Below are 25,776 nucleotides of genomic sequence, written 5' to 3'. Positions count from 1 at the left end.
GTCAGATCTCGAGCTGGTCCAGCCAGGCCAGGGCCTCGGCCTCGCTGGAGAACAGGCGCAAGTTCGGCGCCTGGCCCGTCAGCCGCATCATCATGTTGATCGCGGCGCGCACGATCGGGCTGGTGACGGCGACGGCGATCGCGCCGTACTTGGGCTGCAGGTTGGGGAAGTACCTGCGGGCCGCGGGCGAGTATTCGGTGCCCTTCTCGACGACGCTGAGGATCCGCCAGCGATGGTTGGGCCCGTCGTCCTCGATGCGGGCGCCGAGCGCCTCGGCGTCGGTGATCGTGACCTCGTCGCGGACGTGGATCCGCAGCAGTGGTTTGCCCTGCGGGGTCGTGGCCTCTGCGAAAACGAACGGCATGGGCGGTCAGGTCCTATCGGTGGGGCTGGTCGAGCGCGCCCTTGTCGGCGAGCACCAGGGCGAGCGCGTCGGACAGTCGCGCGAGGGCGCGGACGTGGAGGTCGTTGCCGCCGAGCGCGACGATCTGCGGGGCGACTTCGGCGCGGATGCCAGTGAGCAAGCAGCGGGCGCCGAGCAGGCCGATCGCGCGGATCATGCGGAGCAGCGCCGGCATGGTGGCGTCGGCGATCGCGGCGACGCCGGTGAGATCGAGGATGACGTGGCTTGCCCGCTCGGCGGCGATGCGCTCCAGCAGGGTGGCGGTGATGACGGCGGCCCGCGCGTCGTCGATGCGACCGACCAGCGGCAGCGCCAGCACGCCGGGCCACACGGCGATCACCGGGGTCGAGAGCGCCTGCACCAGCTCGTCCTGCTGGCGCGCGAGCTGGCGCGCGCGCGTCAGCAACTCCTCCTCCTGGGCCTCGTTCTGGGTCCGGCGCTCGATCAGCTCGTCGAGCAGGTAGTTGATGCCGAGCTCGACGTCGAGCAACGGATCCTCGTGCTCCTCGAGCGCGACGCGGACGTCGTAGTCGCCGCTGGCGGCGGTGACGAGCGTGTTCAGGAGCCCGTTGATGCGCGCCTCGGTGATCGTCAGCGACATTCATGCCTCCTGGTCGTCGAGCCAGGCCAGCGCCTCGGGTTCGTCGGTGAACACGCGATATGTGCCGCCGGCGGCGGACCGCGTCATCAGGTGGATCGCCGCCCGCACCAGCGCGCTGGTCGTCACGGTCGCGTGCGGGCTGCTCTCGCGCATCGCCAGCAGGTGCTTGCGCGCCTTGGCCGAGTACTCGGTGCCGCTGGCGACCACCGACAGCACGCGCCGTCGCTGGTACGCGCCCTCGAACCTGGCCACGTACTCCTCGGCATCGCGCAGGTCGATGTCGCCCGACACGTGCACGCGCACGTAAGGCCGGCCCATGGGCGTCACCAGCTCCTCGTAGCGGAACGGCATGTCAGCGCCCCAGCGCGCCTTTCTGGGCCAGCACGAGCGCGAGCGCGTCGCTCAGCTGGGCCAGCGCACGCACCGGCGCGCCGCCCTCGGCGGCCCCGAGCGCGACGATCTGCTGGGCGACGGGCGCGCTGATGCCGGTGAGCAGGCAGCTGGCGCCGAGCAGGCCGATCGCGCGGACCATGCGGAGCAGCGCCGGCATGGTGTTGCCGGCGATCGCACCGACGCCGGTGAGATCGAGGATGACGTGGGTGGCACGCTCGGCGGCGACGCGCTCGAGCAAGACGGCGGTGATCGTGGCGGCCCGCTCGTCGTCGACGCGACCGACCAGCGGCAGCGCCAGCACGCCCGGCCACACGGCGATCACCGGGGTCGACAGCGCCTGCACGAGCTCGCTCTGCTGGTGGGCCAGCTCCTCGGCGCGCACCTCGAGCTGCTGGCGCTGGCTGTCGCTCTTGGCCTTGCCGAGCGCCAGCTCCTCGAGCAAGTAGTTGACGCCGAGCTCGACCTCGAGGAACTCGTCGTCGTCCTCTTCGAGCAGCGGGACCCGCAGCTCGTAGTCGCCGGTGGCGGCGGCCACGATGATGCGCAGCAGCTGGTCGACGCGCTCGCCCTCGATCGTGACCGACACTGCCTGTCACTTTAAAGAAGCTCGCGCGAACGTGTCAACGCGCTCTCGCCGCGAGAGCGCCTTGACCCACCGCGACGGGCCTCGTAGGGTGACAGCGATGGCCGCGCGAGCGATGCATGTGCATGTCCGCAACAGCGACACGCTCGCCGTCGAGAGCCCACATGCGGGCGCGATCGTGCGCCCAGGCGCAGGCGCGGAGTCGACCCGCGCGACGGAGACGCGTCGATGACGACCTCGCGCCGCACGTGGCTGCGCGGCGGGCTGGGACTCGGGTTGGGGGCGCTGTGCCTGCCGTCGCTGCTGCCGCGCGGCGCGAGAGCACAGGCCGAGGCGCCGGTGCGACGCCTGCTGGTGGTGATGACGGAGCACGGCGCGGTGTACCCGCGCTGGCGCATGCGCCCCGGCGATCCGTCGGAGGACGCGGACTGGGAGGCGCCGCTCTCGCCGCTCGCCGAAGCGGAGTTCAGCGAGATCTTGCGACCCCTGCACCGCCACCGCGCGCGGCTTTCGATCCTCGACGGGCTCGGCAACGCGGTCGGGATGACGACCGCGCTCAACGAGCACAAGGAGGGGCACGCGACGGCGCTGACGGGCACGCAGGCGGTCGAGCTCGAGAACGGGCCGGCGCACGCGCAAGGGCCTTCGATCGACCAGATCGTGGCGGCGGCGATCGCCGAGCCGGGCCAGATCGGTTCGCTGCAGGTGTCGCACGGCAGCTGGCCCTACTCGTACGATCCGGGCGGCAAGACGCTGCCGTACATCTACGAGCCGGCCGAGCTCTACACGCGGCTGTTCCCCGACGGCGAGGCGCCGCTGTCGAGCGACGCGGCGGCGATCCGGGCCCGCCAGAGCGCGGTGGTCGAGCTGGCGCGGGCGCAGTTCTCGGCGGTGGCGCCCCGGCTCGGCGCGGATGACCGCCTCAAGGTCGAGCAACACCGCGACCTGCTGCGCGCGCTCGAGCTGCAGCTGGAGGCGCTGTCCCAAAAGCCATGTGAGGTGCCGGACCCGCCGGGGGCGGCGGCGCCGTGGGAAGACCCGGCGTGGTACGACCAGCGCACGCAGCTGTTCACGACGCTGACGGCGCTGGCGCTGTCGTGCGACCTGACCCGCGTCGGTTTGCTGGCGCTGTGGGGCCTGCGCAACGAGCAGGTCGGGGCGCCGCCCGGCGACATCCACAACGACTTCGCCCACGCGGTGTCGAGCGACCCGGTCGCGGCGCAGGTGATGGCCAACTTCGGCCGCTACCACGCGAACGACGTGGCGAAGCTGCTGGATGTGCTCGAGGACATCCCGAGCGCCGGCGGGACGCTGCTCGACGATACGCTGGTGGTGTGGTCGAGCGAGCTGGGGACGCCCGAGCATCAGCTCCATCGCCTGCCGGTGGTGCTGGCCGGCGGGACGGGATACTTCGACAAGCCGGGGCGGTACATCCACTGGCGGCAGACGAACGTGGTGCCCGGCCTGCTCGGCGACGAGCTGCAAGGCCCGCCGCACAACCGCCTGCTGGTGTCGATCGCCCGGGCGATGGGGGTCGAGCGCGACGCGGTCGGGCTGACTTCGGTGCCGCTCAAGAACGGCGCGAAGCTCGACTGCACCGGCGAGCTCGATCGCCTGCGGTGAGGATCAGCGGCCGAGCAGGGCGCTGCGCTTCATGATCGCGAGGTCGATCGCGGGCGCGTCGTTTCAACCTTGCTTGCCGAGCCAGGCGACGATCAGCGAGGTCAGGGTCGCGGCGGCGGCGGGTTCGTCGAGGCGGCCGCGGGACAGGTCGCGGCCGAGGGCTTCGGCGGCGCCGATGATGGCGACGCAGCGGCGCTGGAGCTCGCGCGGCGTCAGCTCGGTGAGCGGGGCCAGGGCGGTGCGGTAGATCGTGACGTAGCGGTCGAGCAGCTCCTCTTGCACCGACTCCATCGCGCTGTCGCCCTTGAGCGCGGCGAGGATGGCCAGCCACTCGGGGCCGTTCTGCGAGTAGCAGCGCATGTACGCGGTGCCGAGCACGCGGGCGACGTCGGGCAGGCGCGGGCGCGTGCGCTTCAGGGCCTCGTGCAAGGTGGCGATGCTGCGGTCGTCGACCTCGCGCGCGAGGGCGACGAGCAGGCCCGAGCGCGTCTCGAAGTGGTTGTAGGTGATCGGCTTGCTGACGCCGGCGCGCTCGGCGAGGCGGCCGAGCGTCAGCGCGTCGGTCCCTTCCTCGCGCACGATCTGCTGGGCGGTCTCGAGCAGCTGCGTGCGTCGCTCGGCCTTCGGCAGTCGGCTGGTCGTGGTCCCCGTCATCGTCGTCGTGTCGCCTCGAGATTTCTTCGCGGGCCGTCCTTGACAGTAGCACCGTCGGGCCATATTACCATCCGTAACTTACTAAGAGTAAGTTGCGGCGCCAGCCCGGCGTCATGGCCACTCGCGGCGGTTCAGTCCGCCGCGCGAGAGCGAGGTTTTGTCATGTCCACGAGCACCCAAGCACCCGTCCTCATCATCGGCGGCTCCGGCGTCGTCGGTTCGCGCGCCGCCCAGATCCTGCGCCGACTCCACCCCGAATTGCCGATCACGATCGGCGGACGCGACCTCGAAAAGGCGCGCGCCGTGGCCCGCGAGCTCGGCAACGCCGATGCCGTCGCCGTCGACCTCGCGCGCGCCGACCTCGGGCAGCCGGCCGAGCGCAGGTTCGGCGCGGTGGTGATGTTCGTGAAGGACGACACGCTGCACTCGGTCGGGTTCGCCCAGGCGCGCGAGATCCCCTACCTCGAGATCTCGACGGTGGCGTTCGAGCTCGGGCCCGTGGTCGGGCTGCACGTGGCGAGACCCAGGAGCGCGCCGATCCTCATGGCCGGCAGCTGGCTGGCGGGCGCGGCCACGGCGGCGGCGCTGCGAGGCGTCCGCGAGTTCCGCAGCGTCGAGTCGATCGAGATCGCCGCGGTGCTCGACGAGCAGGACGTCGGCGGGCCGGCGGCCTACGCCGACCTCGAGCGGCAGACGAAGGCGCAGACGAGCGCGCTGGTGCTCGCGGGCGGCAAGTGGCAGTGGATCGGCGGGCCCGCGGCCGAGCGCGTGTTCACGGCCGTCGACGGGCGCGCGATGACCGGGCAGGCCTACTCGATGCTCGATGTCCTGAGCCTCGGCACCGCGACCGGGGCGAGATCGATCCGCACCGACGTCGCCGTCGGCGAGTCTGCCAGCCGTCGCCGCGGCGAGCCGTTCTCCACCGAGATCGTGGTCGAGATCGCCGGCACGCGCAGCGATGGTACGAGCGGCCGCGTGCGCATCGAGCTGGTCCATCCAGAGGGGCAGGCGCCGGTCACCGCGGTCGGCGTCGCGGTCGGCGTCGAGCGGCTGCTCGGCCTCGCAGGCGGCCCGGCGGTGCCGCCGGGGCTCTATCTGCCGCACGTGATCGTCGAGCCGGAGTACCTGCTGCGCCGGCTGGCGGAGTTCGGCACGCAGACCCGTCGGGCTTGAGGCCGACTGTTGCTGTCCTTGAGAGATGAAGGGAGTTCATGCGTATGTCTGCATCGATGAAGAATCCGGTGTTGTTGCTCGGGGGCTCGGGGGTGGTCGGCCGTCGCGTCGCCAGGGCGCTGCGCCGCCTGCACCCCGAATTGCCGATCGTGCTGGCCGCTCGTGACGTGGCGAAGGCCACGGCCGTGGCGGCGCAGATCGGCGGGCCGACGACGGCGACGCGCGTCGACCTGGCGCGCGAGGACCTGGGTCTCGAGGGAGCGAGCTTCGGCGCGGTCGTCACGCTGCTGACGGACCCCTGGCTGAATTCATTGAAGTTCGCGCAGGCACGGGGGCTCGCGTACCTGTCGTTCGCCAGCTTCGCCTTCGAGATCGGCCCCGAGGTGGCGCACTTCATTCAAAACCCCGGGAGGGCGCCGATCTTGCTCCTCGGCCACGTGTTCGGCGGTGTCGGTACGCTCGCGGCGCTGCACCTCGCGCGCGAGTTTAAGAAAGTGGAGTCGATCGCGCTGGCGGGGGTCGTCGATCCGGAGGATCAGGGCGGGCCGGCGTCGCAGGCCGACTTCGAGCGGCTCGGGAGCGCGTTCCCCAGCGCGCTGATCCGCGAGGACGGGCTTTGGCGGTGGGTCGCCGGCGAGGAGGCGGCGCGCGAGATCGTCGATGTCACGGGGGTGAAGCGCCAGGGCGGGGTGCTGGCGCTGCTCGACGTGGTCAGCCTCGCGGCCGCGACCGAGGCGAGGTCGATCCGCGTCGATTTCGCGACGCGCGAGGCGGTGAGCGGCCGGGGGCCTGCGACGGAGTTGATCGTCGAGATCGCCGGCGAGGATCACGAGGGCGCCGCGAAGCAAGTCCGGATCGAGATCACCGACGACGACGTGTACGCGAACCTCAGCGCGTACGGGGCGGCGCTGGCCACCGAGAGGCTGCTCGGCCTCGCGGGGCACGAGGCGCCGGAACCCGGGTTGTATCACCCGGAGAGCCTGCTCGAGCCGGAGCGCGCGATGCAGCGGCTGCAGGAGCTCGGGGCGAAGATCCGGCGGGTCTGACGGCCAACGCGAGACGGCTCGATCTTCCAGAACGTGTGAAGCCCGGAGAGATCCGCGAGCTCAGGGCGCGAGCTCGGCGGCGATGCTCACCGTTTTAAAATGGATCTCGACCACGTCGTCGAGCTCCTTCGCGTAGCCGCCGGCCATCGAGATGGCCGTCGGGACATGTGCTTTTCGCAATGTCCCGAGGACCAGGTGATCGCGCTGGGCCAGGCCCTCCTTCGTGAGGGCGAGGCGGCCGAGGCGGTCGCCTTCGTAGGGGTCGGCGCCGGCCAGGTAGATGGCGAGGTCGGGGCTGGCGCGGCCGAGGGCCTCGGTGAGGCCGCGCCCCAGCGCCGCGAGGTAGTCGTCGTCGCCGGTGCGGTCGGGCAGGTGGATGTCGAGGTCGCTTTCCTGTTTTTTGAACGGGTAGTTCTTGGCGGCGTGGATCGAGAACGTGAAGATCGTGTCGTCGCCGGCGAGGATGCTGGCGGTGCCGTCGCCCTGGTGGACGTCGCAGTCGACGACGAGCACGCGGGCGGCGCGGCGTTCGGCCTGCATCACGCGGGCCGCCACGGCGCTGTCGTTGAACACGCAGTAGCCGTCGCCGCGATCGCGGAAGGCGTGGTGGGTGCCGCCGGCGAGGTTGACCGCGAAGCCGCCGTGGATCAGCGCGGCCCGGCAGGCGCCGATGGTGGCGCCGGTCGACCGCAGCGAGCGCTCGACCATGGCCTCGGACCAGGGGAAGCCGATCTCGCGCTGCTCGCGGGCGCTGAGCTCGCCGCGGCAGACGCGGTCGACGTAGCCGGGGTCGTGGGCCAGGGCGAGCTGGTCCGGGGTGGCGCGCTCGGGCACGTGCATGTCGGCGGGATCGACCAGGCCGCTGGCGGCCACGCGCGCGCGCAGGGCCGCGTATTTGGCCATCGGGAACCGGTGGCCGGGCGGGAGCGGCAGCACGAATTGGTCGGAATAAAACACGTGCACGCGCCCCGACGATGCCACGGGCCGGCTGGGCGCGCATCGGACGGCGAGCACTGGCGAGGACGCCGGCCCTCGCGCTATACCGGGCGCCATGGCCGCGATCGACTCGCTGCTCAAGATCCTCGACGCCCAGAAGGCCGACGGCCTGGTCCTCGCCTCCGAACGCGTCCCCTCGCTCAAACGCGCCGGCGCCGACGTGCCGCTGTCGATGCCGAAGGTCAGCCACGAGATGGTGGCGATGTTCTTCGAAGACCTGGTGACGCCGGAGCAGCGCCAGGAGCTCGACCTGCGCAAGTCGGTCAAGGTCGAGCACACGTTCGAGGGCCAGCGGTTCTCCGGCGAGCTCAAGATCGACGGCGGGCGCTACCACCTGAGCCTGGCCAAGGCGCGGGTGACCGCAGGGACAGGTGCTTCGAGACCTGTCCCTCAGGACAGCCACCCGGTGCCCGACCTGCCGCCGGTGCGCACGCCCGCGCCGCCGCCGCCGGTGCGACCGCCGACGCCTGGGCGCCGGACCGAGGCGCCGGTGCAGCCGGCGCCGGCGCCGGTGGTCCACGAATATGTCCCGGAGGACATGTCCGAAGAGCCCGACGAGGAGGCGCAGCGGGCGGCCGACGAGCTGCGTGGGGTGCTGCAGCGGGCCCACTGGGAGGGGGCGGCGGACGTGATCTTCTCGGCCGGGCTGGCGCCGCGGGTGCGCACGGCCGGCGACCTGCGCGAGATCGGGACACAGGCGTCGGAGGCCGCGATCGCGGCGCTGTTCGCCGAGGTGCTGAGCCCGGAGCAGCGGGCCCGGCTGCGCGCGGCAGGCAGCGTCGACACGGCGCTCGACCTCGGCGGGCTGCGCTTCCGCGCCAACGTGTTCCGCCAGCAGCGCGGGCTGTCGGCGGCGCTCCGGCCGGTGCGCGACAAGGCGCCGACGCTGGCGGAGCTCGGATTGCCGGAGGACTTCACGGCGCTGGTCGGCTATCCGGCGGGGCTGGTGCTGTTCACGGGGCCGACGGGCTCGGGCAAGTCGACGACGCTGGCGGCGCTGGTCGAGCACGTCAACCGCACGGCGGCCCGGCACGTGGTGACGCTCGAGGACCCGGTCGAGCACGTGTTCACGAGCAAGAAGGCGCTGATCCACCAGCGCGAGGTCGGCAAGGACGTGTCGAGCTTCGCCGAGGGGCTGCGGGCGTCGCTGCGCGAGGCGCCCGACATCATTTTGGTCGGCGAGATGCGCGACCCGGAGACGATCTCGGCGGCGCTCACGGCGGCAGAGACGGGCCACCTGGTGCTCTCGACGCTGCACGCGGCCGGGGCGGCGATGGCGGTCGACCGCATCATCGACGGGTTCTCGGGCCACCAGCAGACGCAGGTGCGGCTGCAGCTGGCAGGCACGCTGCGGGCGATCGTGACGCAGGTGCTGGTGCCGGTGTCGCGCAACGAGCGGGCGGTGGCTTTTGAGAAGATGCTGGTGACCTCGGCGGTGGCGGCCCAGATCCGCGAGGGCCGCGGGCACCAGATCGCCACGGCGATCCAGACCGGTCGAGCCGACGGGATGGTGTCGCTCGAGCAGTCGCTGGCGGCGCTGGTGCGGGCGCGCAAGGTGTCGCTCGAGGCGGCGATGGGCGCGGCGCAGGACCCCGAGGCGCTGCGCCGCTCGCTGTGATGCCGGCCGGGCAGAGCAGGGCCGCGATGGCGCTGGCGGCCGCGACCGCGGCGCTGCTGCTGGTGCACGCGCGCGCCTGGCAGTTCATCTGCGACGACGCGTATATCTCGTTCCGCTACGCGTGGAACCTGGCCGAGCACGGGGCGCTCGAGTACAACCTCGGCGAGCGGGTCGAGGGCTATACGAATTTCCTGTGGGTGATCGTGCTGGCCCTCGGGACATGTCTCGGAGCGCTGCCCGAGGCGCTGGCGCCGTGGCTGACGCAGCTGGGGGCGCTGGCCGGAGCGGCGGCGACGATCGTGCTGATCCGGGGGCTGCGGGGGGCGAGCGGGCCGTGGACGGCGGTGGACCTGATCCCGGGGCTGCTGCTGGCGGCGGCGCCGGAGTACGTGGTGTGGGCCCACGGCGGGCTCGAGACGTCGTGGGCCGCGGCGCTGACGATCGCGGCGATGGCAGCGACGGCGCAGGGGCGCTGGCGGTGGGCAGGGACGCTCACGGCGCTGGCAGGATTGACGCGACCCGACGCGGTGCTGCCGATCGGGGTGTTTTTAATAGTCTGGTCGATCGGTCATGTCCTCGGGGGCAGGCGTGAGCGGTTGCCTCCGCTGCGCGAGGCGGCGATCGCGACGGTGATCGCGGGCGGGCCGCTGGTGGTGCACCTGCTGTGGCGACACGCCTATTATGGGGAGTGGCTGCCGAACACGTGGGCGATCAAGCAGCACGGCCGGCTGCTGCGCGACACGTTCGGGGTGGCCTACGTGGCCGCGTGGGCGAGCGCGTTGCGGCTGGTGTGGTTGACGCCGCTGGCGCTGCTGCTGCGGGCGAGGCACATGCCGCTGGTGCTGCCGATCGCGGCGGTGGTGGGCTACGCGTGGTCGGTCGGCGGCGACTTCATGGCCTACGGGCGGTTCCTGGTGGTGGCGACGGCGCTGACGGCCGGGCTGGTCGGGTGGCTGCTGATCGAGGCGGGCGAGAAGTTCTTCAGGCGCCGCGGGCCGGCAGTCGCGGTCGGCGCCGGGCTGGTGCTGGCGATCGCGCTGGGGCTGCTGGCGCGGGGCCGGGTGGTGAAAGATCGCGAGACGGCGAGCGGGTGGCTCGACGGTCGCTGGGAAGGGGTGACGGCGATGGACCGGTTCGCCCGCGAGCGGGTGGCCGCAGGGACATGGCTCAAAGAGCATGTCCCGGAGGACACTTCGATCTCGGTCGGGGCAGCGGGGGCGTTGCCGTATGCTTCGAGGTTGCGGGCGGTCGATGTCTACGGGCTGGTCGATCGCTGGCCCCGCGAGGTCGAGGTGGAGCCGCAGGTCAAGGCGCGGCCGGGGCATCAGTTGATGGCGCCGCAAGCGGTGATTTTGGCGCGCGAGCCCGATCTGCTGTGTCACGTCGGCCACGTCGGGCCGCAGCGGCCGACGCCGTCGGCGGCGCGAAAGCGCGGGTTCGGGCGCGACATGGTGTGGGCGTGCGCCGAGCCCGGGACGGTGAGTGATCCATCGGCGCCCGGCGGGCTGCTCGAGGTCGGTTTTTACTGCTGCCTGCGCCGGCGCGGGCACGCGGTCGGGCCGTTCGTCGACGAGGGCGCGCCGTGAGCGTGTGGGTGACCCGCCTGCGGGCGCTGGTGGGCGGGCTGGCGATCGCGTGGGCGGTCGTGATGATCGTGGTGTTCGCGTGCCGGATCGGCTTCCCGCTCGAGCTCGAATGGATGGAGGGCGGGAGCCTGCACACGGCGCTGCGAATTCAGCAGGGGCTGAGCGCGTATCCCGAGCCGTCGGCGGAGTTCGTGCCGTTTTTGTACACGCCGCTGTATCCGGCGGTGCTGGCGGCGCTGGGGTGGGTGCTGCCGCTCGGGTACGTGCTCGGGCGGGCGGTGAGCGTCGCGGCGATCGGGGCGGTGTGCGCGGGGCTGTGGCGGCTGGTGCGATTCGAGGGCAAGCCGCGCGCGCACGCGGCGGCAGCGGTCGGGCTGTTTTTATCGGGGTACGTGTTCACGTTCCGCTGGTACGACGTGGCCCGCGCGGACAGTTTTTTCCTGGCGCTGCTGCTGTGGGGGCTGATCTTGCTGCGCGAGAGCGCGGGGCGTCGGCGAAAGATCGTGGCGGCGGGGGTGCTGGTGGGCGCGGCGTTCTGGGCCAAGCAGACGGCGGCGGTGTTCGTGCTGGCGAGCGGGGTGGGCGGGCTGATCGTGGCGCCGCGGCTGGTGTGGATGTACGCGGCGACGATCGCGGCGATCGACGGCGGCGGGGTGCTGCTCGGGCAGTGGCTGACCGAGGGGCGACTCTGGACGTACATTTATGAATTGCATCAAGCGCACGCGTTCAACGCGGTGAGGTTCTGGCGCAAGACGTGGGGGATGTTTTTACACGCGGCGCCGTTCCTGGTGGCGCTGGCGGGGTTGGTCGCCGGGCGCATGCTGGCGCTGAGGACATGGCGCTCGGGACAGGGCGAAAAAGACAGCTGGCGCGGGCCGGTATACTGGGGGGTGATGGCGGCGGCGGGCTTGCTGGTGTCGGCGCTGGGGTACTCGACGCAGTGGGCCGAGCCGAACGCGTTCATGCCGGGGGTGTGCTTCGCGGCGGCGTGGCTGGCGGTGGTGCTGCCGGTGGGGCGCGGCGAGGCGGCGGCGCTGGGGCTGGTGGCGGCGCAGCTGGTGTTCGCGCTGGTGATCGAGCCGATGTATCAGCCGATCCAGGACCGCGGGCTGGCTGGCCTTCGGGACAGCTACGCGCGGCAAGACCCATGGCGGACGATCCCACCGGCCGACCTGTGGGAGCGGGCCGCGGCGCTGCGGGCCGAGCTCGCGGGCGAGCCGCGGGCGATCCTGGCGCTGCACCGGCCGTGGTGGAGCGTGCTGGCGGGCGGGCCGGGGCACGTGGGGTCGATGGGGATCCACGATGTCCCGAAGGACAGGCGGGAGCAGATCGAGGCGACGCTGGCAGAGGCGGTGGGTCGTGGGGAGTTTGCGGCGGTGTGGATCGACGGCGACGTGCCAGGCTGGCTGCGGGGGCCGCTGCGGCGCAGTTACGCGGCGGGGCGCCAGCTCGCAGGCGAGGCGCGGGTGGTGCCGATGACGGGGTATATGTCGGCGGCGGGGATGGTGACGCCGTGGACCGGCTTGCAGCGCGAGTACGTGCGGCGGAGCGAGTAGCGGTGGCTCACTTGCTGCCACGTGGACTGAGGTGCAGCGCTAGTAATGGGGCGGAGCGAGCAGAGGCGACGGCTCACTCGTTGCATGGAGCGGAGAGCAGCGCGAGTAATGGGGCGGAGCGAGCAGAGGCGACGGCTCACTCGCTGCCGGCGTGGAGCGGGGTGCAGCGCGAGTGACAGTGAGCGGGGTGGAGCGAGTAAAGGCGGCGGTTCACTTGCTGCCGGCGTAGAGGCTGGTCAGCGGCACGTCGTCGAGGGTGATGACGTCGAGCGGGGCCGAGTTTTGAAAATGGTTCCAGGCGTCGACCTCGTTGGAGAGCATGTGGCGCTCGTGGAACAGCAGGGCGGCGCGGGCGCGCGTCAGCGGGGCGGAGGTGGTGCCGGGGGGCCAGCGGCCCTCGCGTTCGTACTGCAGGCGGGCCAGCTCGTGGAGGTCGTGGAGGTGGAGCGGACCTGGTCGTTCGGACAGGTCATCCAGCAGCGGGAGGACGGCGCTGCCCCAGAAGCCGCGCATGAGGCCGAGGTCGGCGGCCCCGCGGGCGCCGCCGGCCAGCGGGGCGTACTGCGAGAGGTTGTAGGGGTGGCCGTGGAGCGTGCTCCACAGCGCGGGCACGAGCAGCAGCGGCAGCAGGGCGGCGGGCAGGTGGCGGGCGCGGCCGGTGAGGGCGAGGCTGCGCCACAGGGTGACGTAGGCGAAGGCGGCGGCGAGGGCGAGGAAGGGGTAGGCGGTGATCCAGTGCTTGGTGCCGCCGAAGATCGGGATGGTCGGCAGGCTGATGAGGAGCAGCGGGAACAGGCCGAACAGGGCCCACAATAGGCCGTCGCGGGCGGGGTGGCCGCGCAGAGGGGCGGTGAAGCGGGCGGGACAGAGATCGGCGGATGGCCTGGAGGACAGGTCGCTGCGGACAGCGAGCACGAGGCCGATCGCGGCCAGCAGGAGCAGGGCGGTGGGTACGGTGGCCCAGGTGAGGACGAACGGGTAGCTCCACGGCAGCGGCGGCTGGTTGTAATTGATGGAGAAATATTCGGTGTTGTAATAGGCGTGGAGGCGGTGAAACTCGAGATATTCGCCGAGGCGCGCGAGCGGGTCGCTCCATAACCACGGCCACAGGGCGAGCACGGTCGGCGGGGCGAGCAGAGCCATGCTGAGGAAAGGCAGCGGGAGCAGTTGGCCGCGGCTGGGGCGACGGCGGGCGAGGGCGAGGCAGGCGAGGTAGTGGACGCCGAGCAGGACGGGGATGAAGAGGGCGTTGTGCTTGACGGAGATGGCAACGCCGAGGAGCGGGCCGAGCAAGAGGGACCAGCGCCAGGAGGCGAGGGCGCGGCGATAGCAGAGGACGACGGCGAGAGTGAGGACGGCGACGGGGACGTCGAAGCAGTGGAGGCCGGCGTGGAACCACACGTGCGGCAAGCCGATGAACCACAGGGCGGCGAGGACGGCGGGGATCAGCGGGGAGAGGGCGGATGTCTCGGGGGACAGGTCGGAGGGCGAGGATGTCCCGGGGGACAGGTTGGGCTCGCGGGGCGAGGATGTCCCGGGGGACGGGTCGGCGGCGGGAGCTGTGCCGGTCGCGAACACCCTGCTTGAGCCGAGCGTTGAGGATGTCTCGGGGGACAGGTCGGTCGCGCGAGGCGAGGATGTCTCGGGGGACAGGTTGGGTTCGCGGGGCGAGGATGTCCCGGGGGACAGGTCAGTGACGGGCGTCGCGGGGCGGGGCGATGCGGGAGGGGCGGATAGCGGGCTGTCCCCGAGGACAGGCCGTTTGCGGGTGAGGCCGGCGCCGGCGAGGAACAGGAGGACGACGCCGAGGCCGGCGAGGAGCTGGGCGGGCAGGCGCATGGCGGCGCCTTCGGGCATGATCGGCGCGAGGCCGGGCTGGGCGCGGGTCTCGGGGGGCTGGCCGCCAGGACCTGGCGCGGAGAACAGGCGGGCGGACAGGCCGCCGGCGAGCTTCATCAGGGCCGGGTGCTCGTGGTTGACGGCAAAAGCGCGGTCGCGGGCGGGGCGGTCGAACAGGACGGAGGGCGACTGCAGGCCGCGCACGGCCCAGTCGGCGTAGGCGCGGCTGGCGTGGAAGTAGATGCCCTCGTCACGGACGTAGCCGACATCGCGGTGGCCGCGGGCGAGCAGGAGGACGACGGCGAGGCCGAGCGCGAGGGCGGCGGCGATCGTGAGGCGTCGAGTGGCGCGCGGCGTCACGGGAGCTCCTGAGCGTGCGTGCGGCGGCGCGAGTGGTTTTCGGGCGTCACGTGGGCTCCTGGGCGCGCGTGCGGCTGCGACGGGTGCGTTCGGGGCGCCACGGGAGCTCCTGAGCGTGCGTGCGGCGCGGGTGCGTTCTGGGCGTCACGTGGGCTCCGTGATGGCGCGCAGGTCGAGGCAGGGGATCCGGCGCGTTTCGGGGTCGTAGCCGCCCGGATTAAAGGTGCCGGCGAGCAGGTTGGTGACGCGGATGGTGAGCTCGGCGGGGCCGGGGGTGGTGGCGAGCTCGAAGGCGGCCCAGCCCTGGTTGTCGCTGACGAGCCAGCGGGCCTTCGGGACGCCGTCGAGCTCGAGCTCGACGATGGCGGGGGCGTCGTTGCGGAGGCGGCCGTTGAAGTCGGTGAAGCCGAGGTGGCCGCGCAGGCGCGCGCCGAGGTCGACGCGGCCGCGCAGTTCGAGGGCGGCGCCGTCGCTCATGTCGATGGCGAGGCAGCGGCGTGGGCGGTAGGCGATCTCGGCGTGGCGGACGGTGGCGCGGCCGTGCTTGCAGACCCAGGTCCGCTGAGCCTTGCGGCAGGGGCCGGCGCGGTCGGCGGCGAGCAGGGCGGGCTGATCGAGGATGTCCCACAGGACATGTCCCGAAGGCGTGGCGAAGTGATGGAGGGTAAGCGGACCGAGCGGGTCGACGCCGAGCGGCTCGGGGGCGAGGTCGCCGAGGTCGGCGCGCAGGTCGGCCGGCAGCGCTTCGCCGAGGGCGAGGACGTGGAAGCGGGGGGCGCCGTGGAGGTCGGGGCGGCCGAGAGAGCGCTGGAGCGGGAGGAGGTGGCGGCGGGCGGTGGGGCCGAGCCAGTCGTCGGCGAGCAGGACGGGCTCGTCGGGCGGGAGGGCAGCGAGAGCGGCAGCGGCAGCGTCCCAGTCGGCGGGGCCGAGGATCGAGCGATAAGCGCGAGCGGCGGCGATCCACTCGACGGCGGCGACGAGGCCGACGAGGCCGAGCAGGACGGCGGCGCGGCGTCGGGTGGCGTCGAGGGGCACGGGACGCAGTGTAGCGAACGAGGCGAGGCGCGGGGAGTTCGCGCGCATGGACCCAGGGGACGGGCCACGGCGACGCGCACGAGGACGGCGCAAGCGCCGAACTCTTGCGCGCGGCGAGGGTTTGGGCGTATCTCCCGCGCGCCTTGCCAGGACTGGTTCGGATCGCCGCTCTCGCTGCTCTGGTCTCCGTCCCGGGACTGCCGGGGTGCTCGGGGGCAGGGCGCGAGAGCGCGACGGTGGCCCAGCCGACGGCGCCGGCGGTGGCGCCCGCGCCTGTCCCGGAGGACAGCAACGAAGCGGCGGGGCGGCGGTTCGAAGAACCTGTCCCGGAGGACAGAAGTGCGGAAGAGGCCGAGCCGGCGAAGGTCGAGCCGGCGGTGACGCGCGAGCCGCTCGAGATCACGTTCGTCGGTGACATCATCTTCGGCCGCTACCGCGCGTCGGCGTTCGACCCGATCGTCGGTGAGGGTGAGCGGCCGTTCGATGACATTTTTGAGACGATGAAGAGCGACCTGCTGGTCGGCAACCTCGAGACGCCGCTGGTGTACGAGCTGCCGGTGAAGAGCCCGATCGGGGCCAGGTTCGCGTTCGGGGCGTCGAAGGCGATGGCGCAGCACCTGGTCGACGGCGGGTTCGCGGCGCTCAGCCTGGCCAACAATCACTCGTTCGATCAACGGACGGACGGGCTGCTGCAATCGCCCAAGATCCTCGAGGAGCTGGGCATCGTGCCGCTGGGGGCGTCGCGCAGCGAGCCGCCGATCTTCCGCGTCGAGGCGTTCGAGCGCCGCGGGTGGAAGATCGGGCTGCTGGCGGTGACTTCACGCCGCAACGCGCCGCAGTTCCCGGATACGCCGGAGCTGCCGTTCCTGTCGACGAATGACTTTGAAGCGACGCTGGGTCCTGTGATCGACGCGGCGCGGGCGTCCCACGATTTGATCATCGTGTTCGTGCACTGGGGCGAGGAGTACGCGGATGCGCCGGGGGCCCATCAGCAGCGGCAGGCGCGGGCGCTGCTCGACCGCGGGGCGGACCTGGTGGTGGGGCACCATCCGCACGTGCTGCAGGCGATCGAGCAATACGGAAAAAAGGCGATCGCGTACTCGCTGGGCAACTTCTTGTTCGAGAACACGCACGAGGTCCCGCGCCTGACGGGGGTGCTGCGGGCGCGCTTCAGCGGGAATTCGTGCCTCGAGACGCTGACGTTCCATCCGGCGTACATCAAGCGGACGCCGAGCAAGCACCCGGTGCCGGCGACGAAGGGCATGGGCAAGACGGTCCGGGCGCGGATGTCGACGCTGAGCGAGGCGCAGGGGACGAAGCTCGAGGCGAGCGGCGAGGACCTGGTGCTGCGAGGCGACTGCGCATCGGGCGGGTGAAGCTCGAGACCGCGTCTTCCATTCGGACAGCGGCCGCGATCGATGGCGGTGCATCGATCGGCGGTGCGCGACGCTCGGCGCGTTTCGATCGCGTGCGCTTGAAGCCAGGTCGCGAGGCGGGCGTGGTGCCGCGAGGCATCAAGATCGTGTCAGGGGTTTCGCGGGGCGCGCCAGGTGCGACGTGGGTTGCTCGAGGTCGGTAGCGCGCTTGACAGGTCCGGCGGGCCGTTTCATGAAACTTGCGCAGATGCGAGGCGAGCGATGCTCATTTGGACGGTCAGCTTCTTGACGCTCGCGCTCCTGGCCGGAGCGCTGGGGTTCTCGGGCTATGTGAGCACGGCCCCGAAGGTCGCGGCGACCACGGCGACCGGGATGGCGCGCGCGCTGTTCCTGGTGTTCCTGTTCGCGGCCCTCGTGTCGCTGGGCCTCGGGTTCGTGCGCGGCTGGTGACGCCGCTGGCTTCCATACAAAATCAAGCAGACGCAGCACCCCCGCGCAGGCAGAACTCGACAATCAGCCTGTGCGGGGTTTTTTGCGCGGACGATCTTACGAATCGTCGTCGACGATGCCGGCGAGGTGGGCGTCGATCGGCGGCCAGGCGACGGCGGTCTTGGTGGCGGCGAAGTGCGGCTCGACGCGCGGGTCGAGCTGGGCAGCGAGCCGCAGCCACTGCTTGACCCGTGCGACAGCGCGGCCCGGCTCCAGCCCGTCGTCGCGCATGGCGGCGTGGTAGTCGCGGACGATGCCGGCCAGCTCGGCGAGCGGCAGCGGTCGGTCCTGGCGCGCGCCGCGGATGACGGCGAACAGGTCAGGGCGAGCCATCGCCGCCCGACCGATCATGAAGGCGTGGCAGCAGCTCTGGGCTGCACAATGGGACAGGTCGCCCGGGGCCCGCAGGTCGCCGTTGGCGACCACGGGGATCGCGACGGCCGCGCGGGCGCGGGCGAGGTCGGGCCAGCGCACAGGCGGCTGGTAGAGCTGGGCGCGGGTGCGGGCGTGCACGGTGAGCCAGGCGGCGCCCCCGCTGGCCGCGGCGACGGCGATCTCTTCGAGGCCGTCGCTCGAGTCCCAGCCGACGCGGACCTTGGCTGTGACGGGGATGTGCGCGGGGACGAGGTCGCGGACGCGGGCGACGATGGAGTGGATCCGCTGCGGGGCGCGCAGCAAGCTGGCGCCGCCGTCGTGGTTGTTGACGGTCTTGGCCGGGCAGCCGAAGTTGAGGTCGATGCCGGGAGCGCCGAGCTCGGCGGCGCGGCGAGCCGTCTCGGCCAGCGGCTCGGGGTCGCCGCCCAGCAGTTGCACGTACACCGGGACGCCGGCGCGGGTGTGGCCGCCGTGGGCGAGCTCGGGGACGTCGCGCAAGAGCACGGCGGCGGGCACCGGGTCTCGCGTGACCCGCACGAACTCGGAGACGCACAGGCTGATGCCGCTGCGCCCGCCGAACTGGTCGGTCAAGAGGCGGCGATAGACGGCGTCGGTGATGCCGTCCATCGGCGCGAGGGCGAGGTAGAGGCCGGGGTCGCCAGGGCGCGCGGCGACGCGGTGACGCTCGGACCAGGTGACGGCCCAGGTCGCGAGGCCGGCGCGGCGCATGTCCTCGAGGACAGCTTCGGCGACGCGCTGGCCGGGGTCGGCGACGAAGCGCTCGCAGGCCCCGAGGGTCATGGCGCGGGGTCGTCTCGCTCGGCCTCGACCTCGGCTTCGGCGGCGAGGTCGAGGTCGAGCTGGTGATCGAGCTCGCTCGACCAGGGGGCCAGCAGGAGCTCGTAGCAGCGGGTCTGCACCATCTCGCCGAAGGTGTCGCGGCGGCGCAGCTGACGGCAGAGGAAGCCGCTCGGGGTCAGGCGACGGGCGCCGAGCAGCGACCAGATCGCCTGCTCGACGGCCTCGGGCGTGTAACCGCGGCCGACCAGCGCGTCGACAAGCTGCCCCATGGCCACGCCGCGGGTGCCGGCACCGTCCGCGTGCTCGAGGATCGCCTGACTGATTCCGTCCATGGGAGGCGGGAGGATGGCGCGGGTTGCGTCGGGCCGCAACCAAGATCGCGCATCGCCGCGCAAGCGATCAGAGGTCGCCGAAACTGATGCCAAGGCCGCGGGCGTGGGCGACGAGCTGGCCGCTCGGGTCGACGGCCCGCATCTTCTTGACGGCGAGCTCGAGCGGGACGGTCTTGATGTCGGGCGGCTGCGACGAGACGAGCACGCTCCGTTCGCCGCGCAGGGCGGCCTCGACGGCCTCGACGCCGAGCCGGCTGGCGAGCAGGCGATCGTAGGCGGTGGGCGTGCCGCCGCGCTGGATGTGACCCAGCGCGGTGACGCGAAGCTCGAGCTCGGGCACGACGGCGGCGATCTCCTCGGCCACGCGCTGACCGGCGCCGCCGAGGATCTTCGAAGGGCCGAGGCCACCGGAGACCGGCCGCTGCGTGACCTCGCCGCCGACGCAGGTGCATCCCTCGGCGACGACGACGAGGGCGAAGTGACGGCCGCCGCCGAGCGTGCGCATGAGGTCGCGGGCGACGTGGGCCGGGGCGTAAGGCAGCTCGGGGATGAGGATGACGTCGGCGCCGCCGGCGATGCCGCTGTGGAGGGCGATCCACCCGGCGTGACGACCCATGACCTCGAGGATCATGGTGCGGTCATGCGACTCGGCGGTGGTGCGCAGGCGGTCGAGCGCGTCGGTGACGACCTGGACAGCAGTGCCGAAGCCGAAGGTCTCGACGGTGGCGTCGAGGTCGTTGTCGATGGTCTTCGGCACGCCGATGACGGTCATGCCGCGGCGCGTCAGCTCGAGCGAGAGGGCCTGCGAGCCGTCGCCGCCGACGTTGATCAGGACGTCGATGCCGAGCGCCCGGGCCCGCCCCAGCAGCTCGTCGCCGCGGTCGCGGGTGGTGCCGTCAGGGTCGCGCCAGGCGAACGGGCTGCAGCGGTTGGTGGTGCCGAGGATGGTGCCGCCGCGGCCGAGGATCGGGGTGACCTCGAGCGGGGTCAAGGCGCGCACGGTGGCACCTGTCCCTTCGAGCAGGCCGTTGAGGCCGTCCTCGACGCCGAGGACCTCGAGGCCGGCGGCGTGGGCCCGCAGGACGACGGCGCGGATGACCGCGTTGAGGCCGGGGCAGTCGCCGCCGCCGGTCGCGATCGCCAACTTGCGTGGTGGTGTCGTCATCTGGCTTTCAGGGCAGGTTGGCAGGGGCCTGCAAGGTCGGGTCGACGGCGGGGAACCAGCGCGCGGCGATCCGCACCGCGTTGGTGGCGGCGCCGAGGCGCAGGTTGTCGGCGGCGACGGTGAAGCAGACGGTGGTCGGATCGTGCGGGACGAGGCGGACGCGGCCGACCAGCGCGAGGTCGCGTTCGTGCACGCAGGCGAGCGCCGACAGGCCAGCGCCGTCGACGGTGGGGACGATGCGGAGGAAGGCGCCGCTCTGCCACGCGGCGGCCACGGCGTCGAGGGTGACGGGCTGCTCGCAGGTCAGCCAGACCTGCTCGTAGTGGCCGACGGCGACGGGGACGCGGCAGGCCTGGGCGGAGATCGGCAGGTCGGGGAAGGCGAGGATCTTGCTGCTCTCGGTCATGAGCTTGCGCTCCTCGGCCGAGAAGCCGGTGTCGTCGGTCTTGCCGTTGTGCGGGACCGTGTTGCCGGCGTACCCCGAGGGCGAAAAGGCTGCGCCCAGGCGGTTGTGCGCGGCGTAGCCGACCTGGGCGTCGAGCAAGAACTGGTCGAGCGCGGCGATGCCGGCCCCGCTGATCGCCTGGTACGTGGAGACGGCCACCGCGCGGACGCCGAAGCTGCGCCGCAACGGGGCGAGCGCGAGTGTCAGCGGGATGGTGGTGCAGTTGGGGTTGGCGACGAGGCGGACCTCCTCGCCGACGAGGCCGTCGTTGACGCCCGCAGACACCAGCGGGACGGCAGGGTCGCCGCGGTAGGCGTTGCTCTTGTCGATGACGCGGTAACCGAGGGCCAGGAGCCGCGGGACGTAGCGGGCGCTGTGCTCGTCGTCGAGCGCGACGAACGCGAGCTGGCCGCCGGTGGCGTCGACGTCGTCGAGGTGGTGCGCCGCCTTGACCTCGAAGCGGCGACCGTCGAGGTCGAGCTCCTGGTCGCGGCTGGCGTGGAGGGCGAGCTGCGCGCCCGGCCAGGCGCGCGGGATGAGGTGGAGCAGCTCGCGGCCGACGAGACCGGTGGCGCCGAGGATGCAGACCCGCATGTGCGCGCCAGTGTAACACGGGTCGCCTGCTTGCGCGCGGTCCGCGGGAACGCGCCAGAGAGGCCGTGCGGACGGTCGTCGGACAAATGTCTCTAAAAACATGTCTCGAAAGACATGTTGTGGGCGCCTGCACGGAGCCCGGTCGGTCGCTTCGACTTCTGCGGGTGGCGCGGGGTTGGCATACTCGCCGGGTGAGCGAGCGGGTGAGCGACACCGCGGAGAGCGGGCCGGCGTCGGAAGATCCGGCGCGGATCAGCCACGCCGACACGCTCACCAGCACGAACGCGCCGAAGCCCGAGCACGCGACCCACGACGAGCTGCCCGCCGACATCCGCCTCGGCCGCTTCACGCTGCTGCGGGTGCTCGGGCGCGGCGGGATGGGCGTGGTCTACACGGCCTACGACGAGCTGCTCGACCGCATCGTCGCCATCAAGATGGTCCGCAGCGACCGCGACGATGTCCACCTGCTGGCGCGAGTGCTGCGCGAGGCCAAGGCGCTGGCCAAGCTGTCGCACCCCAACGTCGTGCAGATCCACGATGTCAGCGAGAGCGACGGGCAGGTCTTCATCGCCATGGAGTACGTCGACGGGCCGACGCTGCGCGGGTGGGTCGAGGCGCGGCGCGAGGCGGGGGCGGGCTGGGCCGAGCTGATGGCGGTGATGAGCCAGGCCGGGCGCGGGCTGCAGGCGGCCCACGCGGCCGGGCTGGTGCACCGCGACTTCAAGCCCGACAACGTGCTGGTCGGCGCCGACGGGCGCGCGCGCGTGCTCGACTTCGGGCTGGTGGCCGCGCGCGACCAGCCGGAGCCGCGGCGGCCGGGCACGCCGCTCGACAGCACGGAGCAATTGCTGACGCGCACGGGGGCGATCCTCGGCACGCCGGCGTACATGTCGCCCGAGCAGTGGCTGGGCCGCTCGGCCGACGCGCGCTCCGATCAGTACAGCTTCTGCGTCGCGGTCTACGAGGCGCTGCACGGGGTGCGGCCGTTCTCCGGCGGGCAGGCGACCGAGATGCTGGCGGCCATCTCGCACGCGACGCTCGAGTCGAGCCCGGGCCGGCTGGCGGTCCCGGCCCCGATCGCGGCGGCGCTGCGGCGCGGCCTGTCCTTTCGGCCAGAAGCGCGGTTCCCCGACATGGGCGCGCTGCTGGCCGCGCTCGACCACGACCCCCGCAAGGCGCGGCGGAGGCGGCGGCGGGTCGCCGGGGTCGCGCTGGTGACGGCGGCGATCGTGATCGCGGTCGGGCTGCTGGTGCAGGCGCTGCAGCAGCGCCTGCGGCGGGCGCAGCGAGAAGAGGACGCGGCCGCGGCGGTGGTCGAGCTCGAGGCGCGCATCGCCGAGGCGCGGGCGGCGGGCGACGCGGCGGCGGGGGAGCGGCTGCTGGCCGGGTTCCTGGGCGAGCCTGTCTACAAGGACACCCGCGCGATCGCCCGCGCGTGGCTTGGCGAGGCGAGCCGGCGCGAGGCCGATGGCCAGCGCAAGGCGGCGATCTCGGCCCAGGCGCGGGCGTTCACGCTGGCACATGACCCAAAGGACAGCCGTGAAGCGCTGCTCGGCCTGGTCGGGCTGCTGCGCGCCGAGATGGCGTGGGACGGCCTGGGGCAGGTGCTGGCGCTGCTCGACCAGCGCCACCCCGAGGCGGCGGCCGACCTGACGTTGACGGCGGTGCGCGGCGACGTGGCGCTGGCCCGCCGCGATTTCGCGGCGGCGGCGACCCGGCTGACCGGGCCGAAGCGGGCGCTGGCGGAGGCGCTGGCGCTGGCGCACCGGACCGCGTTCACCGACGTGCACCACGTCTACGGCCGCGTCGGCGACGAGGTGTGGCTGCTCGAGCAGGGGCAGGGGCCGCCGGTGCTGCACGCGGCGACGGCCGACGGCGCGCTGGCGCCGAAGTGGAAGCACGCGTTCCCGCCGGGGACCGGCCGCGTCGACGTGGTCGATCCGCTGCGCGGGCAGGTGATCGCGCAGGAGGACGGCCTGACGCTGTACGGGCGGCGCAGCGGCGGCGGGATCGAGAAGATCTTCACCTGGCCCGAGAGCCAGGTGCTCGCCACGGCCGCGGCCGACCTCGACGGCGACGGCGAGCGCGAGCTGTACGTCGGGACAGGTTCTTCGTGCCAGATCACCGCGGTCGAGCCCGACGGGGCCGGCGGCTTCACCACGCGCATGGTCTACGACGTCGGCGACAGCGTCGAGTCGGTCGTGACTTCGCTGCTGGCGACCGACCTCGACGGCGACGGGCGCCAGGAGCTGGTGGCGGCGTTCGGCGGCTGGCGAGCCTACGACGTGCGCGTGCTGCGGCTGTCCCCGGGGACAGGCAAGCTGGTGACGGTGGCGCGCGACAAGATCGGCCAGGCGTTCGGGCTCGGGACGCTGCGCGGCGATCGGGGGGAGGTGCAGGTGGTGGCCGAGGTGTTCCACCGCGAGCCCAATCCGCTGGTGTTCCCGGCGGACCAGCCGCACGGGGCGCCGCCGGGGACGTACCTGCTGGCGCTGTCGAACGACCGGCTGGTCCGCCGCGCGCACGTGCCGTTCCTCCGCGACGACGAGGGCGGCAAGGCCGACGGGGTCCACTGGCAGCCGCTGGTCGGCGATGTCGACGGCGACGGGCGCGGTGATTTCGTCAATCACTACTTCGAGCGCGGGGTCCGGCACTCGATCGTGCAGCTGCAGGACGAGCGCGGCGGGTTCGTGCCAGCGGTGCTCGACGGGATCGAGGTGCTGCGGCTGGTGCAGGTCGACGACGACCGCGCGGACGAGCTGGTGGCGAAGGTCCAGGCGCGCACGGGGGCGCTCGAGCTGTGGCTGCTGGGAGCAGGGACGGAGCAGCTGCCGATCTCGCAACCTGTCCGCGAGGACATGCCCGATCGGTCAGGGGTGAGCGACGAGGGGCTGCGGCGGGCGTTCGCCGGGGCCGACGAGCTGCGGCGGCTGGGGCTGACGGCCGACGCGGCGGCGGCGTACGAGGCGCTGGCGCGGCGCAGCCCGCCGGGCGAGCTGCGACGGGCGGTGCTGGTCGACGCGGCGGGGCTGCGCGAGCGGCTGGGCGACGACGCGGCCGCGCTGGCGCTGTACCGCGCGGCGGCGGAGGGCGACGAGGCGACGGCGGCGCTGCAGGGGGCGTTCCGCTCGCACCTGCGGCTCGGCGAGTACGACCGGGCCCTGCGCGCGCTCGAGTCGCTGCGGACGCGGCCAGGGCTGGCGGCGGACGAGGCGGCGGAGCTGCTGACGCAGCGCGAGCGGCTGGTGCGGGCGACCTACGAGCACCCGCCGATCGACATCGGCTTCGAGCGCCCGCTGGCGCCGGCGTGGACGATCGCAGATGCGCTGGCGCTGCGCCGAAGACCGCTGGAAGGGACGCTGCAGGTCCGCACGGCCAGCGCAGGCCCGCTGGCGGAGCTGCCGCTCGAGTGGGACGGCGAGACGATCGACGTGAGCTTCGACGTGACGCTCGAGCACAGCGAGTGGAGCGCGTCGCTGGTGCTCGAGCTGGTGCCCGAGGCGGAGCCGGAGCGGCCAGTGCTGCGCCTGGGGCTGATGACGCACGGGACCAGCCGCGGCGGGCAGCCGACGCTGCGCGAGTACCAGTGTCAGGCCGGAGAGCAGCGGTTCTATGTCAATCACGAGCCGCCGCTGCTGCCGGCGGACCCGGCGGTGCGCTCGCGCGGGCGGCTGCGAGTGTTCGCGGTGGCGCCGCTGGGCGAGCTGGGCTGCACGCTGACGGATGTCGACGACGGGGCATCACGGACGATGCGCGAGCGGCTGACGGGGCGGCTCGGGCGGCCAGGGCGCTATCGGCTGATCCTGCGCGCGGGCGGGGACGTGCCGGCGTGGCTGTCGGCGCAGGTCCACCAGGTGGCGATCCGCGGGGCGCGGATCGTCGAGCCGCAGGCCGAGGCTTCGCAAGCCGCGGCGGTCGAGGACGAGGCAGAGGCGAGGCCGGCAGCGGCGCGACAGTACGCGGCGGCGGCGGTCGAGGGTGACGCAGTGGCGACGCTGGCGGCGCTGGCGAGCTCGGGGCCGGCGGGGCCGCGTGAGCAGGCGTTGCAGGCGCTGCTGCTGGTCCAGGCCGGGCGCGCGGCCGAGGCGGCGCCGCTGTGGCAGGCGCTGCTGGCGAGCGAAGATCCAGCAGCCCGCGGGGCGCTGCATACACTGCTGCGAGGGTACCACGCGGAGGTCGGATCTGTCCTTCGGGCCATGTGGGAGGCGCGCTACTTCGACGTGCTGGCGGAAGCGTGGCGCAACACGGGGGTCAATCACCTCGACGATCCGCGGGTGGCACCTGTCTTTTTGGACATGTTGTCGAGCCTGGCGCCCGAGTCGCTGGCGCCGCCGGGGAGCAGCCCGGCGACGATGCTGCGCGCGGCCGACCTGCTGACCTGGCGCGCGCGGCTGCAGCGACGGGCGAAGCGACCGGGGCCGGCCCGCGATGATTTTAGTAGGGCGCTCGAGCTGTGCCGTCGCGCCGATCAGGCGGTGTCGCTGCGCGCGAGCATGCTGCTGCTGGACCTGGCGTCGCTGGCGGCAGAGGCCGGAGACCGCACGGCGGCGGCGGAGCACGCGGAGGCGGCGAGGGCAGCGTCGGACATGCCGCTGCTGGTCGACGACATCATCCGCGCGCGGCCCGAGCTGGCGGCGCTCTCGGGGCCTTAGGGTCGGGGTCATCCTGTCCTAAAGGGGCAGGAACATGGATCGATGGATCCGCCTCGCGCGCGTTCGACGGCGCTCGGTTAT

21 protein-coding genes are annotated in these 25,776 nt (G+C 72.6%); 9 read left to right on the top strand and 12 right to left on the bottom strand.

Annotated elements, in window-relative coordinates:
* Position 1: 1 nt before the first annotated feature.
* Genes POL25_RS35630 through POL25_RS35615 form a run of 4 tightly spaced genes read right to left on the bottom strand, consistent with a single transcriptional unit; the run spans position 2 to position 1,983 of the window.
* The gene (locus POL25_RS35630) at positions 2-364 is read right to left on the bottom strand and encodes a SpoIIAA family protein (protein WP_272090812.1); all 363 of its coding nucleotides are present in this window, start codon (positions 362-364) and stop codon (positions 2-4) included.
* Positions 365-377: 13 nt separating this feature from the next.
* A complete protein-coding gene (locus tag POL25_RS35625) occupies positions 378-1,004 on the bottom strand; it encodes an STAS domain-containing protein (RefSeq protein ID WP_272090811.1) in 627 nt (208 codons plus the stop codon).
* Entirely contained in the window at positions 1,005-1,355 is a 351-nt protein-coding gene (locus POL25_RS35620) for a SpoIIAA family protein (protein ID WP_272090810.1), read from the bottom strand. It abuts the gene before it with no gap.
* A 1-nt stretch (position 1,356) separates the two neighbouring features.
* On the bottom strand, positions 1,357-1,983 hold the full coding sequence (locus tag POL25_RS35615; protein ID WP_272090809.1) for an STAS domain-containing protein: 627 nt from the start codon (positions 1,981-1,983) through the stop codon (positions 1,357-1,359).
* Positions 1,984-2,208: 225 nt separating this feature from the next.
* Between POL25_RS35615 and POL25_RS35610 the strand changes: the two genes are divergently transcribed.
* Positions 2,209-3,603, top strand: a complete 1,395-nt coding sequence (locus tag POL25_RS35610; protein WP_272090808.1) for a DUF1552 domain-containing protein — start codon at positions 2,209-2,211, stop codon at positions 3,601-3,603.
* Between the two features lie 63 nt (positions 3,604-3,666).
* Here the strand turns inward: POL25_RS35610 and POL25_RS35605 are convergent, their stop codons facing one another.
* Complete coding sequence (locus POL25_RS35605; protein ID WP_272090807.1) at positions 3,667-4,257, bottom strand: TetR/AcrR family transcriptional regulator; 591 nt, start codon at positions 4,255-4,257, stop codon at positions 3,667-3,669.
* A 162-nt stretch (positions 4,258-4,419) separates the two neighbouring features.
* Between POL25_RS35605 and POL25_RS35600 the strand changes: the two genes are divergently transcribed.
* Positions 4,420-5,430 carry a Rossmann-fold NAD(P)-binding domain-containing protein gene (locus tag POL25_RS35600; protein WP_272090806.1) on the top strand — a complete coding sequence of 337 codons (1,011 nt, stop codon included), beginning with the start codon at positions 4,420-4,422 and terminating at the stop codon, positions 5,428-5,430.
* A 38-nt stretch (positions 5,431-5,468) separates the two neighbouring features.
* The gene (locus tag POL25_RS35595) at positions 5,469-6,476 is read left to right on the top strand and encodes a hypothetical protein (RefSeq protein ID WP_272090805.1); all 1,008 of its coding nucleotides are present in this window, start codon (positions 5,469-5,471) and stop codon (positions 6,474-6,476) included.
* Positions 6,477-6,536: 60 nt separating this feature from the next.
* Here the strand turns inward: POL25_RS35595 and POL25_RS35590 are convergent, their stop codons facing one another.
* Entirely contained in the window at positions 6,537-7,439 is a 903-nt protein-coding gene (locus POL25_RS35590) for a histone deacetylase family protein (RefSeq protein WP_272090804.1), read from the bottom strand.
* Positions 7,440-7,527: 88 nt separating this feature from the next.
* Between POL25_RS35590 and POL25_RS35585 the strand changes: the two genes are divergently transcribed.
* Genes POL25_RS35585 through POL25_RS35575 form a run of 3 tightly spaced genes read left to right on the top strand, consistent with a single transcriptional unit; the run spans position 7,528 to position 12,232 of the window.
* Positions 7,528-9,090 (top strand): type IV pilus twitching motility protein PilT, encoded by a 1,563-nt coding sequence (locus POL25_RS35585; protein WP_272090803.1) that lies wholly within the window; start codon positions 7,528-7,530, stop codon positions 9,088-9,090.
* The gene (locus tag POL25_RS35580) at positions 9,090-10,676 is read left to right on the top strand and encodes a DUF8728 domain-containing protein (RefSeq protein WP_272090802.1); all 1,587 of its coding nucleotides are present in this window, start codon (positions 9,090-9,092) and stop codon (positions 10,674-10,676) included. Before POL25_RS35585 ends, POL25_RS35580 begins: the two co-directional genes overlap by 1 nt.
* Positions 10,673-12,232 carry a hypothetical protein gene (locus tag POL25_RS35575; protein ID WP_272090801.1) on the top strand — a complete coding sequence of 520 codons (1,560 nt, stop codon included), beginning with the start codon at positions 10,673-10,675 and terminating at the stop codon, positions 12,230-12,232. The genes POL25_RS35580 and POL25_RS35575 overlap by 4 nt, the downstream gene beginning before the upstream one ends.
* A 210-nt stretch (positions 12,233-12,442) precedes the next feature.
* Here POL25_RS35575 and POL25_RS35570 read toward each other — a convergent pair whose 3' ends face one another.
* A complete protein-coding gene (locus POL25_RS35570) occupies positions 12,443-14,431 on the bottom strand; it encodes an ArnT family glycosyltransferase (RefSeq protein ID WP_272090800.1) in 1,989 nt (662 codons plus the stop codon).
* Between the two features lie 144 nt (positions 14,432-14,575).
* Complete coding sequence (locus POL25_RS35565) at positions 14,576-15,466, bottom strand: hypothetical protein (protein WP_272090799.1); 891 nt, start codon at positions 15,464-15,466, stop codon at positions 14,576-14,578.
* A gap of 236 nt (positions 15,467-15,702) precedes the next feature.
* On the opposite strand from POL25_RS35565, the gene POL25_RS35560 reads away from it, so the two are divergent.
* Both POL25_RS35560 and POL25_RS35555 read left to right on the top strand, forming a co-directional pair.
* Entirely contained in the window at positions 15,703-16,842 is a 1,140-nt protein-coding gene (locus POL25_RS35560; RefSeq protein WP_272090798.1) for a CapA family protein, read from the top strand.
* Positions 16,843-17,103: 261 nt separating this feature from the next.
* Positions 17,104-17,292, top strand: a complete 189-nt coding sequence (locus POL25_RS35555; RefSeq protein WP_272090797.1) for a DUF1328 domain-containing protein — start codon at positions 17,104-17,106, stop codon at positions 17,290-17,292.
* 96 nt (positions 17,293-17,388) lie between these two features.
* Here POL25_RS35555 and POL25_RS35550 read toward each other — a convergent pair whose 3' ends face one another.
* The 4 genes from POL25_RS35550 to POL25_RS35535 form a co-directional block, all read right to left on the bottom strand.
* Positions 17,389-18,507 carry a tRNA dihydrouridine synthase gene (locus POL25_RS35550; RefSeq protein WP_272090796.1) on the bottom strand — a complete coding sequence of 373 codons (1,119 nt, stop codon included), beginning with the start codon at positions 18,505-18,507 and terminating at the stop codon, positions 17,389-17,391.
* Positions 18,504-18,839: a hypothetical protein gene (locus tag POL25_RS35545; RefSeq protein WP_272090795.1), complete on the bottom strand. Its 336-nt coding sequence runs from the start codon at positions 18,837-18,839 to the stop codon at positions 18,504-18,506. The genes POL25_RS35550 and POL25_RS35545 overlap by 4 nt, the downstream gene beginning before the upstream one ends.
* A gap of 67 nt (positions 18,840-18,906) precedes the next feature.
* The gene (locus tag POL25_RS35540) at positions 18,907-20,004 is read right to left on the bottom strand and encodes a 6-phosphofructokinase (protein WP_272090794.1); all 1,098 of its coding nucleotides are present in this window, start codon (positions 20,002-20,004) and stop codon (positions 18,907-18,909) included.
* A gap of 7 nt (positions 20,005-20,011) precedes the next feature.
* Positions 20,012-21,043 carry an aspartate-semialdehyde dehydrogenase gene (locus tag POL25_RS35535; protein ID WP_272090793.1) on the bottom strand — a complete coding sequence of 344 codons (1,032 nt, stop codon included), beginning with the start codon at positions 21,041-21,043 and terminating at the stop codon, positions 20,012-20,014.
* Positions 21,044-21,234: 191 nt separating this feature from the next.
* On the opposite strand from POL25_RS35535, the gene POL25_RS35530 reads away from it, so the two are divergent.
* Positions 21,235-25,695: a serine/threonine-protein kinase gene (locus tag POL25_RS35530; protein WP_272090792.1), complete on the top strand. Its 4,461-nt coding sequence runs from the start codon at positions 21,235-21,237 to the stop codon at positions 25,693-25,695.
* The last annotated feature ends 81 nt before the right edge of the window (positions 25,696-25,776 follow it).

The sequence above is a fragment of the Nannocystis bainbridge genome (genome assembly GCF_028368995.1).
Lineage (GTDB): Bacteria > Myxococcota_A > Polyangia > Nannocystales > Nannocystaceae > Nannocystis > Nannocystis bainbridge.
This window is presented reverse-complemented; position numbering and strand designations above follow the sequence as displayed.

What these genes read in the sequence shown, in the direction of transcription:
- POL25_RS35630 (WP_272090812.1), bottom strand. Translation starts at nt 364, where the DNA reads ATGCCGTTCGTTTTCGCAGAGGCCACGACCCCGCAGGGCAAACCACTG.
- POL25_RS35625 (WP_272090811.1), bottom strand. Translation starts at nt 1,004, where the DNA reads ATGTCGCTGACGATCACCGAGGCGCGCATCAACGGGCTCCTGAACACG.
- POL25_RS35620 (WP_272090810.1), bottom strand. Translation starts at nt 1,355, where the DNA reads ATGCCGTTCCGCTACGAGGAGCTGGTGACGCCCATGGGCCGGCCTTAC.
- POL25_RS35610 (WP_272090808.1), top strand. Translation starts at nt 2,209, where the DNA reads ATGACGACCTCGCGCCGCACGTGGCTGCGCGGCGGGCTGGGACTCGGG.
- POL25_RS35605 (WP_272090807.1), bottom strand. Translation starts at nt 4,257, where the DNA reads ATGACGGGGACCACGACCAGCCGACTGCCGAAGGCCGAGCGACGCACG.
- POL25_RS35600 (WP_272090806.1), top strand. Translation starts at nt 4,420, where the DNA reads ATGTCCACGAGCACCCAAGCACCCGTCCTCATCATCGGCGGCTCCGGC.
- POL25_RS35595 (WP_272090805.1), top strand. Translation starts at nt 5,469, where the DNA reads ATGCGTATGTCTGCATCGATGAAGAATCCGGTGTTGTTGCTCGGGGGC.
- POL25_RS35585 (WP_272090803.1), top strand. Translation starts at nt 7,528, where the DNA reads ATGGCCGCGATCGACTCGCTGCTCAAGATCCTCGACGCCCAGAAGGCC.
- POL25_RS35580 (WP_272090802.1), top strand. Translation starts at nt 9,090, where the DNA reads ATGCCGGCCGGGCAGAGCAGGGCCGCGATGGCGCTGGCGGCCGCGACC.
- POL25_RS35555 (WP_272090797.1), top strand. Translation starts at nt 17,104, where the DNA reads ATGCTCATTTGGACGGTCAGCTTCTTGACGCTCGCGCTCCTGGCCGGA.
- POL25_RS35550 (WP_272090796.1), bottom strand. Translation starts at nt 18,507, where the DNA reads ATGACCCTCGGGGCCTGCGAGCGCTTCGTCGCCGACCCCGGCCAGCGC.
- POL25_RS35545 (WP_272090795.1), bottom strand. Translation starts at nt 18,839, where the DNA reads ATGGACGGAATCAGTCAGGCGATCCTCGAGCACGCGGACGGTGCCGGC.
- POL25_RS35540 (WP_272090794.1), bottom strand. Translation starts at nt 20,004, where the DNA reads ATGACGACACCACCACGCAAGTTGGCGATCGCGACCGGCGGCGGCGAC.
- POL25_RS35535 (WP_272090793.1), bottom strand. Translation starts at nt 21,043, where the DNA reads ATGCGGGTCTGCATCCTCGGCGCCACCGGTCTCGTCGGCCGCGAGCTG.